This window comes from Marinomonas sp. 15G6-16 (assembly GCF_055809555.1).
In genome coordinates this window covers 547,587-562,125 of sequence record NZ_CM147916.1, presented here as the reverse complement: position 1 = coordinate 562,125, position 14,539 = coordinate 547,587, and the positions used below count along the sequence as shown (strand labels likewise).

Sequence of the window (14,539 nt, the reverse complement as noted above, 5' to 3'; positions counted from 1 at the left end):
CATGGCTCACAACGACACTCCGACTTTTAAAAACTGGCTTTCACTGCTGTTACTCATTCTGCTGTGGGGGACGTCATTTATGTTTACTGCTGTCTCATTGGAAAGCTTTAGTCCGGTGGCGATAGTCTCTCTCAGAGTCTTGATTGCAGCGATTATTCTAACGCTCTTTATGTATGCCAAGGGTTGGCGCTTGCCGGTGGAGCCGTTGGCTTGGGCGGTATTTTTGCTGCTGGGTATTATGGGTAATCTGTTACCATTTTTTCTGATTTCCACAGGCCAGAAGGACATTAGTTCAGGTATTACGGGATTGTTGATGGCATTTATGCCGTTGGCGACCATGATTTTGGCTCATTATTTTGTGGTAGGAGAAAGCCTTAATCGATTTAAAATTTTCGGTTTTGTATTAGGTATTACTGGCGTGGCTGTTGTGCTTTGGCCATCCTTGGTCAGTGCTCACAGTAATTTAATAAGTGGTTTATTGATTTTTCTCGCTACGTTTAGTTATGCGATAAATGCCATTTTAGTGAGACGATTGCCTTCTTATAATCCCGTTGTCAAAGCGGCTGGTATGATGATTATTTCCAGCATTGTTATCGTACCGTTGTGGCTGTGGCAAGATTTACCGTGGCAACAAAGTTACTCTTTAAAAGCCACGTTATCCTTGTTGTGGTTAGGTGTTGGCCCAACTGCATTTGGCACCATTCTCTTATTTGCTGTTATCGCCACGGCGGGCCCTACGTTTCTTTCGTACATTAATTACGTGATTCCTGTTGTGGCTTATTTCACTGGCGTGCTTCTATTGGGCGAAGCCATTGAATGGCACAGCCTAGCGGCGATGATACTAATCATTTTAGGGATAGGATTAACGCGTAAGCGGGTGGCTGATTAAATACCTACTTAAAGGGGTCAGATCCCTTAAAAATAATCACGATGTTAACGCTATAACTTTACTCGGTGTTTAAGGGATCTGACCCCTTTAAACTCCGCAATCACCTAATACATATTGCCGTTTTTGTTCAATCTTTCATGTCTACCATCGCCTACTATTTTCGTTATTGAAAGCGATACGTCGTCTCTGATGTGGCGTTTTCTTTCACAGTAACATTACATTTATAGTTAGGAAAAATAGCCATGTTAGTAATTAAGCCCATTGAAGAATTAGAAGAAATTAACGAATTTAAAAAGCAGTATTTTGAGCAATCAACAGCACCACTTGATGGAATGTGGCACTTTGGTTTTGTTCCTATGTCTTCTCATTACGGTTTTTATGAGGGTGACTTATTAATGGGCTATTGCTGCATTAATGGTGACGGTTATATGTTGCAGTTTTATTTGTCAGAGTCAGCTCAAACTCAACCGAGAGAACTGTTTAATTTGATTGCAGAGCAAAACAGCTCGGTGATCGGTTTGATTAAAGGTGCGTTTGTGAGTACAGCTGAGCCTCATTACCTGTCACTTTGCCTTGATAATTCCTCTTCATTTAACGTGAATGCGCTAATGTATCAGCAAGTTGCTCCTTTCGATTCTAAAAGCGCAATAGACTTAGAGTTAGCTCTTGCAGCTCAGGAGCAGTTACCAAGCTTCGTTGAATTTGCAGCGAAGAATATTGGTGCGCCTGCAGAATGGTTATCTGGGTACTTTGGTAACCTAATCGAACGAAAAGAGCTTTGGGGTTATTGGAAAGGCGGTGCATTATTAGCAACGGGAGAATGCCGCTTATTTGATGAATATCAGACGAAATATGCTGATCTAGGCATGATTGTTGATGAGTCTGAACGAGGCCAAGGCATAGCGACTCGCGTGTTAAGCCGTTTAGTGGGGTTAGCAAATGAACGTGGTTTACTCGCTATTTGCTCAACGGAAAGTAGCAATTTGGGAGCACAAAAAGCAATACATCGAGCGGGGCTAAGGCCTTTAAACCGTATAATTCAGATAGAATTTGATCACGAACCTAGCATTTAGTGATTGTCCATATCGCACATTTTTTGAGAGCATTATGATTCACTGGCTGAAGCCATCAAAAATACCTGAAGTAGCAAAATACATCGAGTGTTATTGGTTTATTGAAAAACGACCAGATGGCAAGAGTTTCGATTACCCCAAATTAAACCCAGATCCGTCTGCTCATCTTATTATTTCTCCAGAGAAACAGGATTATCACTATGATATGAATCTTGGCGTGGTGAAGGGTAAAGGAAGTCACTGGTTGTTCCCTCACCATCAGACCTATCAACTCGATCACTCCAGACCTTTTGCTCATCTTGGCGTCAAATTTCATGTTGGAGCTCTTTATTCACTGTCAGCATTTTCAGGCCAACAGCCGATACTCGATTGCGTGGACGAAGTTCAGCTAAGTATATTGTTTGCTGATTTATTTGAGAGTGAAACGCAACTGATTGAACTGGCGCGAAGTAACCCAGATTTGTGTTGTGAGACATTAGATAGTTTGTTTCTACCCTTAGCGTTAAACAGTCACGAGGATCAACATAGTCTGATTACTCGAAAGGCACTTAACGTGCTGAACTCAGGCTCAATTTCTGAACTGGGCAACCAGCTCTATTGCTCACAACGTAGATTAGAAAGAAGTTTCAATAGAGTGACGGGCTTAACGCTAAAACAGTGCCAATCTATGAATAAACTTGAGGCGATGTTGGAATACCTTTATCAGCGAGATGCAGATGACATTGATTGGGTTGAGATCGCCTTTCAGTTTGGTTTTAGTGACCAACCACATCTTATTCGCTATTTAAAAAAACACATTGGCTTAACCCCTAAAACATATGAGAAAGAACGAGGTTTAACGATTGATGTTTATGGTGGGGTTAGCTCCACATAATCTGCCGGAAATGTTCAATCTTGTTCGCTTCCGTTTCACTATTATGATCTGAACAGTTTAATGGAACAACAATATGAACAGCCCAACCCCTACACTTCAACAGCTTGGCTGGAAGCCTTTCTTTCAACAACAAGTCAATCTTGAAGAGCTTAGCAATCTCGCTATTGGTCGGGTTGTGGAACAGCACAGAGATCGCATTGTCGTTATGTCTCCGCAAGGTCAATCAAGCTTAAGGCCTTTGTCTTTTGATGAACAACTCTGCGTAGGTGACTGGGTATTGTTCGATGAGGCATTGAGAATATGCCGTCTTTTAGAGCGACAGTCGATATTCCAGCGCAAAGCCTCTGGCTCCAAAGTCTCACTACAACTGATAGCGGCCAATGTTGATACCGTCATGATTGTCTGCTCGCTCAATCACGATTTTAGCCTTAACAGAATCGAGCGATATTTAGCCATTGCACGGGAAGCAATGGTTGAGCCTGTGGTCATTCTGACTAAATCTGACTTATGTGAAGACTCCGATAGCAAACGGTCACAGGTTCAAGAACTCGATCCTATGTTGGTGGTTTACACGATAAATGCGTTGGATAAAGGCGATATTAAACCGCTTAAAAGCTACTGCTACGACGGTTCTACTCTGGCGTTTTTAGGATCGTCTGGAGTTGGAAAATCTACGTTAGTAAACGCGTTAATTGGTTATGAGTCTCAGCAGACAGGAGACATTAGAGAAGAAGATAGCAAAGGAAGGCATACCACGACTCACAGGACGCTCAAGCTCCTTCCTCAAGGCGGGATTCTTATGGACACACCAGGAATGCGAGAGCTGCAACTCAGTCGTTGTGAGCAAGGCGTTAAGGAGACTTTCAGCGAGATAGCTGAGCTTGCAGATACGTGCCGTTTCTCTGGTTGTACACACACCTCTGAACCTGATTGTGCCATTCAGCAAGCCATTGCATCTGGGCTCCTGTCGGAACGACGCCTGATTAATTATCAAAAACTGATGCGAGAGCAAGCTTTCAATGGCGCCTCGTTGGCAGAGAAAAGATCCAAAGACAAAGCGTTTGGCAAGTTAATAAATAGCACCCAGAACGCATCCCGAAGATTTAAAAAAGGCTATTAGCCATCATTCGATTTTATGAATTATTGGAGAAAATATGATTCGACGATTACGCTCGGAAGATCTAGATCGTGCCGTATCTATCTGGTTTTCGGCATCAATTAAAGCTCACAACTTCATTTCTGACGACTATTGGCGCTCTCAGAAGAAGAACATGCGTGATATGTATTTACCGAATTGTGAATCCTGGGTTTATGAAGACGCAGGAAATATTCTGGGTTTTGTGTCTTATTATGAAGGGAGCATCCCCGCTATTTTTGTGGACCCAAAATCACAATCAGCTGGTATCGGCACTCAGTTATTAAACCATGTAAAAGACAAGTACAGGGAACTCACTTTAACGGTTTATGCCGAGAATGAAAAAACACATCAGTTTTATCTTTATCATGGCTTCGTTGATGTCGGGAAATGTACCTGTGAACATACAGGGAAAGAACAGTTTGAAATGAACTGGACGAATATTTAAAGCAGTCTGATTTTCTTAAAGTTAAAACCTGATGCCCTGTTAGAATAAAAATATCTTGAGAATATTGTTGGAAATCAATAGGGTCATTGATAATCGTGAGGTTACTTATTATTAATGGTTCTTCGTTTTTGTGCGGAGAACATGAGGTGTTGAATCTCTAATAGGGGATTCAGTAGATGCCTAAGGAAGAAGTTTAATATGCTGATGTTGAATAAAACGGTCATTGTTACTGGTTCAAATTCTGGTATTGGAAAACAATCAGCACTTGAGTTGTGTGAAATGGGCGCTCATGTTGTCATGGCATGCAGGGAAACCGCCTACGGTAATGAAAAGTCAGTATTTGATGTCATGGAAGAAATTAAAGCATCGGTTCCCAATGCTCAGCTGTCTTTTATCCCTTTAGATTTATCGAGCTTTGAGTCTATTCGACACTTTGTGAGTCAGTTTAATCAAAAACACAATCGTCTTGATGTTTTACTCAATAATGCGGGAGTGGTTTGCCTTGATAAGCAAAAGTCTGTAGATGGTTTCGAATTGACAATGGGGGTTAATCATTTAGGGCCTTTCTTGTTAACAAACCTCTTATTAGATGCACTGATAAAGACTCCTGGAGCACGAGTTGTTAATGTTTCTTCTAAAGCTCATATGAAGGGAAAGATTAAATTTTCTGGGAACACGATTAAAGAGCGACGACCTTATCGTGGGCTTATCACTTATGCGGATTCAAAGTTAGCGAATATTTATTTCACTCAAGAGTTAGCTGAGCGTTTAAGCGATTATAAAGTGACCGTAAATGCGTTACACCCGGGAGGAGTAGCGAGCAATATATGGCCTGATTCGAAAGGGATTATTGGGATGATTAGGCGGAAGATAGTTAAAAACTTAAAAAAGCCAGAACAGGGTGCGAGCACGTCTATTTATCTTTGTACATCTCCTGAAGTTGAGGGTGTGTCAGGGAAATATTTTTATAAGAAAAAACAGATTAACCCGCATAAACGCGCGAAAAAAGTCGATTTACAAAAGAAGTTTTGGAAAGTATCTGCGGCGTGTACAGGTCTAGGGTAAATGCTTGTTTATTTCTATGATTGGACAATCACGCTTCCAATTCTAGCAAATTAAAAAGACCGATTTTATGAGATGTGTCTCAATCGTTAGATGAGAAAATCGGTCTTTTTTGTCTTAAATGCTTCTAATACTCCAGCGCCATTTGTGCCATTTTCATGGTGTTTTCAAATGAGGCGCAGCCTGCGATAAATAAGCCGTTGTGACAGAACATGGCGTCGTCTAAACCTGTGACGTCTTGCAGTTCCTTGTCTGACAATCCAGCCCAAGGAGCAGGTAGTTTTTTACGGTCTTCAAATGAGCCCAGTTCAACCGGTACAGTTTGAATGCGCCATTGTCCTGTTTCGGATGGGTAAACCACAAACAAGGCGTTTTGCGACAGTCTAAGCACAGTGGTTTTCCATGGCGTGTATTGCTCTAACACAATCACTCGTGGATCTGCGGCTTTTTCTATGGCGTTGGCGACGATTTCTTTTGCGTTTATGCCTCCGCTGGCCGCGGCAATGAATCTCGTTAATAGACGTGATGCGTAGTCAACGGCTTCGTTAAAACACTCATCAAAGCTGCTTTCTTCCTGCCATGTTGGGTTAAACATGGAAATGGTTTGGCTTAGGCTGATACCAGTTTGAACGCCTTCTACGTGTCCGCAGTCGATCGCATCGATAACAGATACCAGATTTTTATCTAATGAATCGGCGATTTCTTTGCTGCCCGAGCAGATTTCCACTCCGTATTTTTGCCAGATTAATCCAAAGGATGAAAAGGGAATGCCGTTTTCTCGTGCGCCTGCGCCACCTTTTTGGTGATGATCGAAACGGTCTGTTTCTGGATCGTATATTCCGCCTACGTCTAACACTATGTCTGCTTTGGCGATGACGTTTAAGTCACGTGTGCGGATTAATTTTATGGAAGGCAAAATGTGTTTAAGGGCGGCGACAGCAAATACGTCGTCTGCGTGAAAGTTTCCATTGTGCGTTACGATTACTTTAACTTGTTCTGTCATTCTACAGTCTCTTATCTTGTTGTCATTTCACTTAACAGCACACATGTACCAATAACAGGGATTTTACGGGGTTTTATCAGCGGGTAACACAGTTCATTTCAATAACTTTCAAGATAGATAGGGTAGCTTTGTTCAGTATTAGGGCACATTATATAAATTAAAGAATGTCGTTTATTCCTGTTGTGCTTTTATTGTTCGTCTCTCTTCTTATTAAGCTTTTGTTTGCTTTATTAATAGGGCTTGGCAGAAGTATTGCAGTGAAAGCGCAGAACGACAGAAAATCACCTTTTGAACATCTTATTTTATGTTATGGCTCTGTTTTCATATTTTAGTTTTTATGACTGAAAAATTTTAGTTTTTAAGGTGATTATTTTGTAATGTTTTTGTTTTTAAGTTTTTTTGGCTCTCCTGTATTCTATTTGTAGCAGATTTAGGGCTTTGATGGTTTAATTCGGAAAAATCGCATTTGTAAGAGGTATTTATGTCTGTTCATGAAAAAGCAGCGCAAGCAATGACGCCAGCAGAAGTCAGAGCATTGATTCGTTCTGGCGAATGGAAAACAAACACATCTGGTGTGTCTTCTGGCTTTGTTCAAGGCAACATTGTGATCCTGCCAAAAAGCTGGGCTGACGACTTTTTAAAGTTCTGCCAAATGAATCCTAAGCCATGCCCAATTGTTGGAATGTCTGACAATCCGGGTGATTTTCTATTGCCTTCGGTTGGTCAGGACGTTGATATTCGTACTGACGTGCCAAGTTATAAAGTCTTTCGTCATGGTGAAGTGGTGGATGAAGTCACAGACATTAGTGACGTTTGGCAAGATGATTTAGTGACATTTGTATTAGGTTGCTCTTTCTCTTTTGAGGAAGCTTTGGTGGCGGACGGATTGGAAATTCGTAATATCACAGAAAACGTGAACGTACCTATGTATCGCACCAATATTGAGTGTCGTTCAGCTGGACCATTCTCAGGCACAACCGTTGTAAGCATGCGTCCAATGAAGCCAAAAGATGCGATTCGTGCCATTCAAATTTGCACACGTTTCCCTTCTGTTCATGGCGCGCCTTTGCATTTTGGTAATCCTGCTGACATCGGTATTAGTAATATTGACCAGCCAGATTTTGGCGATGCGGTAACCATTAAAGAAGGTGAAGTGCCAGTGTTTTGGGCTTGTGGTGTTACGCCTCAGGTCGCGCTAGAGCAAGCTAAGCCACCTTTGTGCATTACTCACAGCCCTGGTTGTATGTTGGTGACGGATTTGCGCAATAGTCAGTTGGCTGTGCTTTAAGTCGTCATAGCCTGATTGAGCTAATGATTTTGTAATAAATTTGAGATGTGTAGTAATGAAACTAAATTGTGATCTTGGGGAAAGTTTCGGCTCTTGGAAAATGGGCTTAGACAGCGAAGCAATGCCTCATATTGATCAGGCGAATATTGCCTGCGGTTTTCACGCGGGCGATCCTCTGTGGATGACAAAAACGCTGGCCTTAGCGGCTCAACATGGCGTGGAAGTCGGCGCGCATCCTGCGTATCCAGATCTGGTTGGATTTGGTCGCCGTAGTATGAAATGTTCAGCGGAAGAAATTCAAAGTCTTGTGCAATATCAAATGGCAGCGTTAGACGGTATGGCTCGTTGTCAGGGTTTAGAAATGACGTATGTGAAGCCCCATGGCGCTTTGTATAACGACATGATGGCTGATGCTTTTGTTCGCAAGAATATCATGCAGGCGGTGGCAAATTACTATCGTCCTGTTCGCCTTGTTTTGCAAGCAACGCCGGCTTCGGAAGAGCATAAAAAAGAAGCGCAAGCATTGGGAATTACCTTGGCATTTGAAGCCTTTGCTGATCGCTGCTACGACGACGATGGTCGTTTGCTTGCTCGGTCAAAAGAAGGTGCAGTGCATACGAAAGAGAAAATGCTGGCACAAGTGAAGCAATTGGTAGAAAAAGGCACAGTGACAACGGTCAGTGGTACAGAACTGGCTCTAGAGGTTGATACTTTGTGTGTTCACGGTGATAACGAAGCTGGTGTTCGTGCAATTGAAGCAATCAAAGCAATGGTAACAGGATAAAAAATGAAGATAGAAGTAGCCGGTGAAAATGCATTAATTCTGTATTTTTCTGACGAAGTCAGCGATGCGTCCAGTGCGCAAATTTACGCGATGACACAAGCATTAGAAGCTTTGGTTGGCGATGGTATTATTGATCTTGTTCCATCTTATGCTTCGTTGTTGATTATTTATGATCACAACCGTTACAACTATTACTCGCTGAAACAATATTTGCAGACAATTATTTCTCAAATAGAAGCGGCACAACAGGCAGATAATACTGCAGAAGAGGGCAATGCTCCGATTATTACTTTGCCTGTTTATTATGGTGTAGAAGCCGCGCCAGACCTTGAAGAATTGGCGAGAAATGCGCAATTAACAACCGATGAGGTGATTGCTATTCATCAAGCTGGGCTTTATCAAGTGTATGCGATTGGTTTTGCTCCAGGTTTTGCTTTTTTAGGGCAAGTGGATGAGCGCATTGCAGCGCCTCGTAAATCAACGCCTCGTAAAGCGGTACCGAAAGGTGCGGTGGCGATTGCAGACAGACAAACAGCGGTTTATCCATCGGTTTCTCCTGGTGGTTGGAACCTTATTGGTTTATGCCCTGTGCCTATGTTTGAACCATTAAAAACACCGAGTATGCCATTGGCAACGGGTAATAAAGTGAAGTTTGAAGCTATTTCCAAAGCTGAGTTTATTTCTATGGGAGGTGTTTTGTGAGTACAAACAACCTTTCTTCTCAGACAAAGTCCGGCTTGATTGTTAACAATCCGGGAGTTTTGGCTTTAGTGCAAGACGCTGGTCGCCTTGGTCAACATCGCATTGGTTTAACCGTTGGTGGCCCAATGGATCCATTTGCTTTTCGTTGGGCAAATCGACTGTGTAGTAATGATGATAATGCCAGTGCGATTGAAGTCAGTATCGGTGGTTTTGTGGCTGAGTTTACTCAAGCAACACAAATTGCTGTGACGGGTGCTGAGGTTGATGTAAAACTGAATAACCAAGCGGTTGAACAATGGCAAACCTTGTCAGTGAATGCGGGTGACGTATTAAAACTGGGCTTTGCTAGCGCCGGATGCCGTATTTATATTGCCGTACAAGGTGGTTTACAAGTAGCGCCACAGTTTGGCAGTAGCGCCACTGTAGTACGAGAAAAAATGGGCGGGTTAAGCGGTGAAGCATTAAGCAAAGGGACAAGCATTGAGTTAGCACCTTTGGAAGCCAAGCCAATGCTGATGATGCCAGAGAACAGCCGACCTGTGTATCCGCAGAATAGCTCAAGTGAAAAAGCGTACAAGATTCAGCCATTAAGAGTGGTGCTGGGTTATCAAGCAGACAGTTTTAGCCGTGTTGATAAAGCGCACTTTTTTAGCAGCGAATACACGGTTAGTGAGCGTATGGACCGTATGGGATATCGCTTAACTGGCCCAGAATGTCGCTCAACAATCAGTAATATGTTGTCTGAAGGGATTTGTCACGGAGCGATTCAGCTACCGCCAGACGGGCAGCCAATCATCTTGTTGAATGACCGGCAAACCATTGGCGGCTACCCAAAGTTAGGTTCTGTAATGGCGCGAGATACAGCTCGATTGGCGCAAATGACACAAGGTAATAAGGTGTTTTTTGAAGCGGTAAGCATTGAAGATGCTCACGCTATTAACTTGTTGGCGGAATACAAAGAATCACAAATACAGTTATTGAGTCTGGATTAATCCAGAGCTCACTTATCCATGATAGGAAATAGAAATGTCGAACTCACTTGAGACAATCAGTACCAATATTGAAGAAGCCCTAGTGGCTCGCAATTTGCGCGGCATGGCCGATGTGCGACCTGCTTTGCAAGAAGGTTACTGTTTACGAGCTGCGCAAACCTTGTTTGATGCAAAGGGCGTTGTGCTTATTGGTACCGGTTTTCCTGTCACAGATACGTTCGAAACAGACGGCCCATTAGGAGCAATTGCGCTTTATAAAACATTAGAGAAAATTGGCTCAACACCTTACATTGTGTGTGGTGCGCCTTTGTCTCAAGCGCTTAAAAATGATTATCGAGTGATTGATATTCAGCTTGGCAAACACGACAAGCAAGACCAAGAAGCGCAAGCGGTATTGGATGAGTTGCAACCGAAAGTGGTGTTTTCCATTGAGCGTCCAGGTCAGGCGGAAGACGGCCATTATTACAACATGCGTGGTGAAAATATCAGTGCTCGTTCTGCCTGCTTCGATAGCTTTATGAATCAGGCGACTTGCCCAACCATTGCGATTGGCGATGGTGGTAATGAAATCGGCATGGGCAATATTACAGAAGCGCTGAAATCTTTAGACATAGTGGCTGCGACGACGAAATGCGATGAATTATTGGTGGCGGATGTGTCCAACTGGGGCGCTTATGGTTTGATCGCTATGATAGGTCGATTAGCCAATACGGATTTATTATCAGACATCAATCCGTTGGAGATTCTGCGTTATTTATCCAGTTTAGGCAGTGTGGATGGCGTGACTCGCTTAAACCAGCTTACAGAAGATGGTCAAGACGTCGAAGTCGGAGACGCTTTAATTTTAGAATTGCGCCGCTTGTCGGGCTTTTAACTTTATGGCACTTACACAACGATAAGTAAGTGCCTTGATTATTGATACGGAGACAACAATGAGCACTGTTTATTTAAATGGCACTTTCATGCCAATTGAAGACGCGAAAATTTCACCACTTGATCGTGGTTTTCTTTTTGGCGATGGCATTTATGAAGTGATTCCATCTTACGATGGTAAGACCGTTGGTTTAGAGCCTCACATGCAGCGTATGTTTGATGGCCTAGCAGCGATTGGCATCAAGAGCACAAAAACGTTAGAAGAATGGAAAGAAATTATCCAAACGTTGCTAAGCAAAAACGGCAATGGCAACCTTGGTGTTTACTTGCAAGTGAGCCGTGGTGCTGACGTAAAACGTTACCATGCTTACCCAGAAAACGTTGAGCCAACGATCTTTGCTATGACCAATGCAATCAAACCACCTGTTGAAGCTGACGCTAGCACAGCAAAAGGTTTTTCTGTTGGTACGACTCAAGACATGCGTTGGAAGCGTTGCCACATTAAATCAACGGCATTGCTAGGTAACGTTATGCATTTTCAACAAGGTTATGAAGGTGGAAACGATGAGATCCTACTTTATAACGAAGACAATGTGTTGACGGAAGCTAGCTCTTCTAACGCTTTTATCGTGAAAGACGGTGTGGTAATTACGCCTGTTTTGGATAACCAAATCTTACCAGGTATTACGCGTAAGCTGATTCTTGATATTTTGGAAAAAGACGGCTCTATTCCGTTTGAAGTACGTGATATCACAATGGAAGAAGTCTTTAATGCGGACGAAGTTTGGGTAACTAGCTCAAGTAAAGAAATCGCGCCTGTAACAAGCATTGATGGCAAAACAGTTGGCAATGGCACTGTTGGCAAAGTATGGGAAGCCGCTTTCAAACTGTACACAGCCCATAAGTTTGAGTACTAATCAGGCTGGAAAAGAATGCTTTTTGGAATCGATGGATTTCAAAATAAGTATTTTTTAATGCTCATAGAATATGAAATTGGCTGACATTCGTTAGCCAATTTTTTTATGTGTGGCCTTTTTTCTTATTAAAAACCAAAATGCAATTCTCTTGTCTTCGAAGAATCAAAGGAAAAGAATGAAAATAGCATTGCTACTGTGTGATGAATCCAACTCTGAGCTGCTAAGTGAGTTTGGAGGTTATCGAAATATGTTCCTTGATGTGATTAATGAAACGGACGAAATGACTGTTTTTCCGATTTATTTAAGCACCAATGAGCGTGGAGATATTGAACAAAGCTTCCCGAAAGTGGAACAGTTCGATGGGTTTATTGTGTCTGGTAGTAAAGCGGGAGTGTATGAAGATTTACCTTGGATCGCGCCGTTGTTTGCCTGTATTCGTGACATAGTGGCGGCGAATAAAAAGCTGCTAGGTGTGTGTTTTGGCCATCAAGCCATTGCTTGTGCATTAGGCGGTTCTGTCTCTAAATCAGAAAAAGGCTGGGGCATTGGGCATTATCAAAATGAATGGTGTCATCCGCCAGCCAATAAAATAGGTTGGCAGAAAGGGCAGGCGTTAAACTTGTTAGTCTTTCATCAAGATCAGGTGGATGTGTTACCGGAAGGTTTTGAGGTTTGCGCGAAAAGCGATTTTACGCCGTATTTTGTGACTCAATATAAGAATCAAATTTTAACGACGCAAGGCCATCCAGAAATGTCATCTCAATACATTCTTGGCTTATGTCATATGCTTGAAGAAACCGTGGGTGCTGATGTTGCCAAGGCTGGGCGTGAGAGCTTATTGGCAGAAGATGATACAGCCGATTTTAGGCAATTTATTAAAGACTTTTGGATATCGTCATGATCGCTTTGAAGAGTGATAGAGAGCGCTTATAAATTCACCGAGAGCCTTTTATTCTCCGACTCTATTTTGATATGGCGCCAAAAAAGCCAGTATGTTGAATACTGGCTTTGTAGGTTTTATCGTTCTTGCATTTTATGAAGAAGAATTAGCCGTTTTTTGCTTGTGCTTCTTCAGGTGTTAGGCCTTTTAGTTCTGGCCAGTTTTGCTCAGCTGTTTTCAAGTTGCCTGGTACGTCTTTTAACCATGCTTTCTGAACATCTTTGTTGTAGTTTAAATACAACTTATCGTCTACGATCTTCCACGCTTGTGGGTCAACATCGAACTTTTGATTCATCGCAACACCCATTGCACAGAAGCCGCCGTATTGTGGCGCGTACTTGTCTTTATCTGAATTAAATAGGTCTCTATTTTCAGCAGATGAAAAATGGAATGTGGTGTTTTTATAGGTCGCTGTGAAATTGGCGTTACCGCGTACTGCTTTGCCTTCGGTGAAGTAAGCGACCGTATCGTAGCCTTTAATAGACACGTTGTGCTTGTCTGCATTCATGTCGATATCCGCAGCAAATGAGGAAGCGCTCACTAAGATGGTTGCGCTTGCTAATAGAGTTTTGATTAGATTAGTCAGTTTCATTGTTTGAACCTTATGTCATGTTGAAAGAATGAAGCCAGTTTAGGGTTTCTCTTGAGGGATAAGGCATCCAAATGTCCAAAAGTTGAAACCAATCGTCCAACCTGATGAAAGTGTGAATGTGTGAGCAAATTTGACAATATATTAGAGCGTTTTTCTCTTCAGTCTGAAGTGATTTTTAGCGGTGGCTTTTGTGGCGATAAAAGCCTAGGTCATGACCAAGAGCACAATGGTGGACACATACATTATCTTCGATCTGGGACATTGACTGTGATCGATGCAGAAGGCCGTAAAGTGGTGTTTGATCGTCCTGCCGTTATTCTTTTACCTTTCTCCACCACGCATCGCATTATCTCTTCTGAAACAGACCAAGCGGAACTCGTGTGTGCGGCGATTCACTTTTCGGCATTAGAGCAACAGCAATTGGTGTCTAGTTTGCCAAAGTTAGTGTGTTTGACGCTTGAGAACACGCCTATGGCGAATACGGTTGAATGGATTTTTTCTGAAGTATCATCTGGTGGTTTAGGGCAAAAAAGCATGTTGGGAAAACTGTGCGATATTTTGTTAATTCAAATGCTGCGTACCTTATCTCAAGATGGTGTGGTGATTGAAGGCATGTTGGCTGGATTGAGCCATCCTGCTTTGGCGCCAGTTTTAGTGAAACTACAAGAAATGCCAGAAGAGGCTTGGACTTTGGATATGATGGCGCAAGATGCGGCCATGTCTCGTTCTAAATTTGCTCAAGTCTTCCGCGATACCGTTGGGCAAACACCGAATGACTTCTTAACGGATTTACGTATTTCATTAGCGCAACAATTATTGGTGAAAGAAAAGTCCGTGGGCTTTGTGGCGAATCAAGTTGGCTATGAGCATGGTTCAGTATTAGCTAGGGTATTTCGTAAGAAAACAGGCTTGTCGCCAAAGGAATGGGTAAAGCAGTTTCATGGTGAGCTTTGAAATAAAAAAGAGC

At 42.5% G+C, this 14,539-nt stretch carries 16 protein-coding genes; 14 read left to right on the top strand and 2 right to left on the bottom strand.

Annotated elements, in window-relative coordinates:
- Position 1: 1 nt before the first annotated feature.
- The 6 genes from AC0L46_RS02725 to AC0L46_RS02700 all read left to right on the top strand — a co-directional run bounded on the left by AC0L46_RS02725 (position 2) and on the right by AC0L46_RS02700 (position 5,484).
- Entirely contained in the window at positions 2-889 is an 888-nt protein-coding gene (locus tag AC0L46_RS02725; RefSeq protein WP_473505566.1) for a DMT family transporter, read from the top strand.
- 242 nt (positions 890-1,131) lie between these two features.
- Positions 1,132-1,962 (top strand): GNAT family N-acetyltransferase, encoded by an 831-nt coding sequence (locus tag AC0L46_RS02720; protein ID WP_473505564.1) that lies wholly within the window; start codon positions 1,132-1,134, stop codon positions 1,960-1,962.
- A 34-nt stretch (positions 1,963-1,996) separates the two neighbouring features.
- Positions 1,997-2,836 carry a helix-turn-helix domain-containing protein gene (locus AC0L46_RS02715; protein ID WP_473505562.1) on the top strand — a complete coding sequence of 280 codons (840 nt, stop codon included), beginning with the start codon at positions 1,997-1,999 and terminating at the stop codon, positions 2,834-2,836.
- 73 nt (positions 2,837-2,909) lie between these two features.
- Positions 2,910-3,956 (top strand): ribosome small subunit-dependent GTPase A, encoded by a 1,047-nt coding sequence (gene rsgA, locus AC0L46_RS02710; protein WP_473505560.1) that lies wholly within the window; start codon positions 2,910-2,912, stop codon positions 3,954-3,956.
- A 34-nt stretch (positions 3,957-3,990) separates the two neighbouring features.
- A complete protein-coding gene (locus AC0L46_RS02705) occupies positions 3,991-4,419 on the top strand; it encodes an N-acetyltransferase (RefSeq protein WP_473505558.1) in 429 nt (142 codons plus the stop codon).
- 198 nt (positions 4,420-4,617) lie between these two features.
- Positions 4,618-5,484, top strand: a complete 867-nt coding sequence (locus AC0L46_RS02700) for an SDR family oxidoreductase (protein ID WP_473505556.1) — start codon at positions 4,618-4,620, stop codon at positions 5,482-5,484.
- A 124-nt stretch (positions 5,485-5,608) separates the two neighbouring features.
- Here the strand turns inward: AC0L46_RS02700 and AC0L46_RS02695 are convergent, their stop codons facing one another.
- Positions 5,609-6,484, bottom strand: coding sequence for an MYG1 family protein (locus AC0L46_RS02695; protein WP_473505554.1), 876 nt, complete (start codon positions 6,482-6,484; stop codon positions 5,609-5,611).
- Between the two features lie 481 nt (positions 6,485-6,965).
- On the opposite strand from AC0L46_RS02695, the gene AC0L46_RS02690 reads away from it, so the two are divergent.
- The 7 genes from AC0L46_RS02690 (at position 6,966) to AC0L46_RS02660 (ending at position 12,941) form a co-directional block, all read left to right on the top strand.
- Positions 6,966-7,772 (top strand): putative hydro-lyase, encoded by an 807-nt coding sequence (locus AC0L46_RS02690; RefSeq protein WP_473505552.1) that lies wholly within the window; start codon positions 6,966-6,968, stop codon positions 7,770-7,772.
- 55 nt (positions 7,773-7,827) lie between these two features.
- On the top strand, positions 7,828-8,556 hold the full coding sequence (locus tag AC0L46_RS02685; protein WP_414680819.1) for a 5-oxoprolinase subunit PxpA: 729 nt from the start codon (positions 7,828-7,830) through the stop codon (positions 8,554-8,556).
- Between the two features lie 3 nt (positions 8,557-8,559).
- On the top strand, positions 8,560-9,258 hold the full coding sequence (pxpB, locus tag AC0L46_RS02680) for a 5-oxoprolinase subunit PxpB (protein WP_473505550.1): 699 nt from the start codon (positions 8,560-8,562) through the stop codon (positions 9,256-9,258).
- The gene (locus tag AC0L46_RS02675) at positions 9,255-10,250 is read left to right on the top strand and encodes a 5-oxoprolinase subunit C family protein (protein ID WP_473505548.1); all 996 of its coding nucleotides are present in this window, start codon (positions 9,255-9,257) and stop codon (positions 10,248-10,250) included. The genes pxpB and AC0L46_RS02675 overlap by 4 nt, the downstream gene beginning before the upstream one ends.
- Before the next feature lie 34 nt (positions 10,251-10,284).
- On the top strand, positions 10,285-11,124 hold the full coding sequence (locus AC0L46_RS02670) for a DUF4392 domain-containing protein (RefSeq protein ID WP_473505546.1): 840 nt from the start codon (positions 10,285-10,287) through the stop codon (positions 11,122-11,124).
- A 58-nt stretch (positions 11,125-11,182) separates the two neighbouring features.
- Positions 11,183-12,040, top strand: a complete 858-nt coding sequence (locus tag AC0L46_RS02665) for a D-amino acid aminotransferase (RefSeq protein WP_414680815.1) — start codon at positions 11,183-11,185, stop codon at positions 12,038-12,040.
- A 175-nt stretch (positions 12,041-12,215) separates the two neighbouring features.
- Entirely contained in the window at positions 12,216-12,941 is a 726-nt protein-coding gene (locus AC0L46_RS02660; protein ID WP_473505544.1) for a type 1 glutamine amidotransferase, read from the top strand.
- Between the two features lie 145 nt (positions 12,942-13,086).
- Here the strand turns inward: AC0L46_RS02660 and AC0L46_RS02655 are convergent, their stop codons facing one another.
- Positions 13,087-13,572 carry a YHS domain-containing (seleno)protein gene (locus AC0L46_RS02655; RefSeq protein WP_473505542.1) on the bottom strand — a complete coding sequence of 162 codons (486 nt, stop codon included), beginning with the start codon at positions 13,570-13,572 and terminating at the stop codon, positions 13,087-13,089.
- A 120-nt stretch (positions 13,573-13,692) separates the two neighbouring features.
- On the opposite strand from AC0L46_RS02655, the gene AC0L46_RS02650 reads away from it, so the two are divergent.
- The gene (locus AC0L46_RS02650) at positions 13,693-14,526 is read left to right on the top strand and encodes an AraC family transcriptional regulator (protein WP_414680811.1); all 834 of its coding nucleotides are present in this window, start codon (positions 13,693-13,695) and stop codon (positions 14,524-14,526) included.
- Positions 14,527-14,539 lie beyond the last annotated feature (13 nt).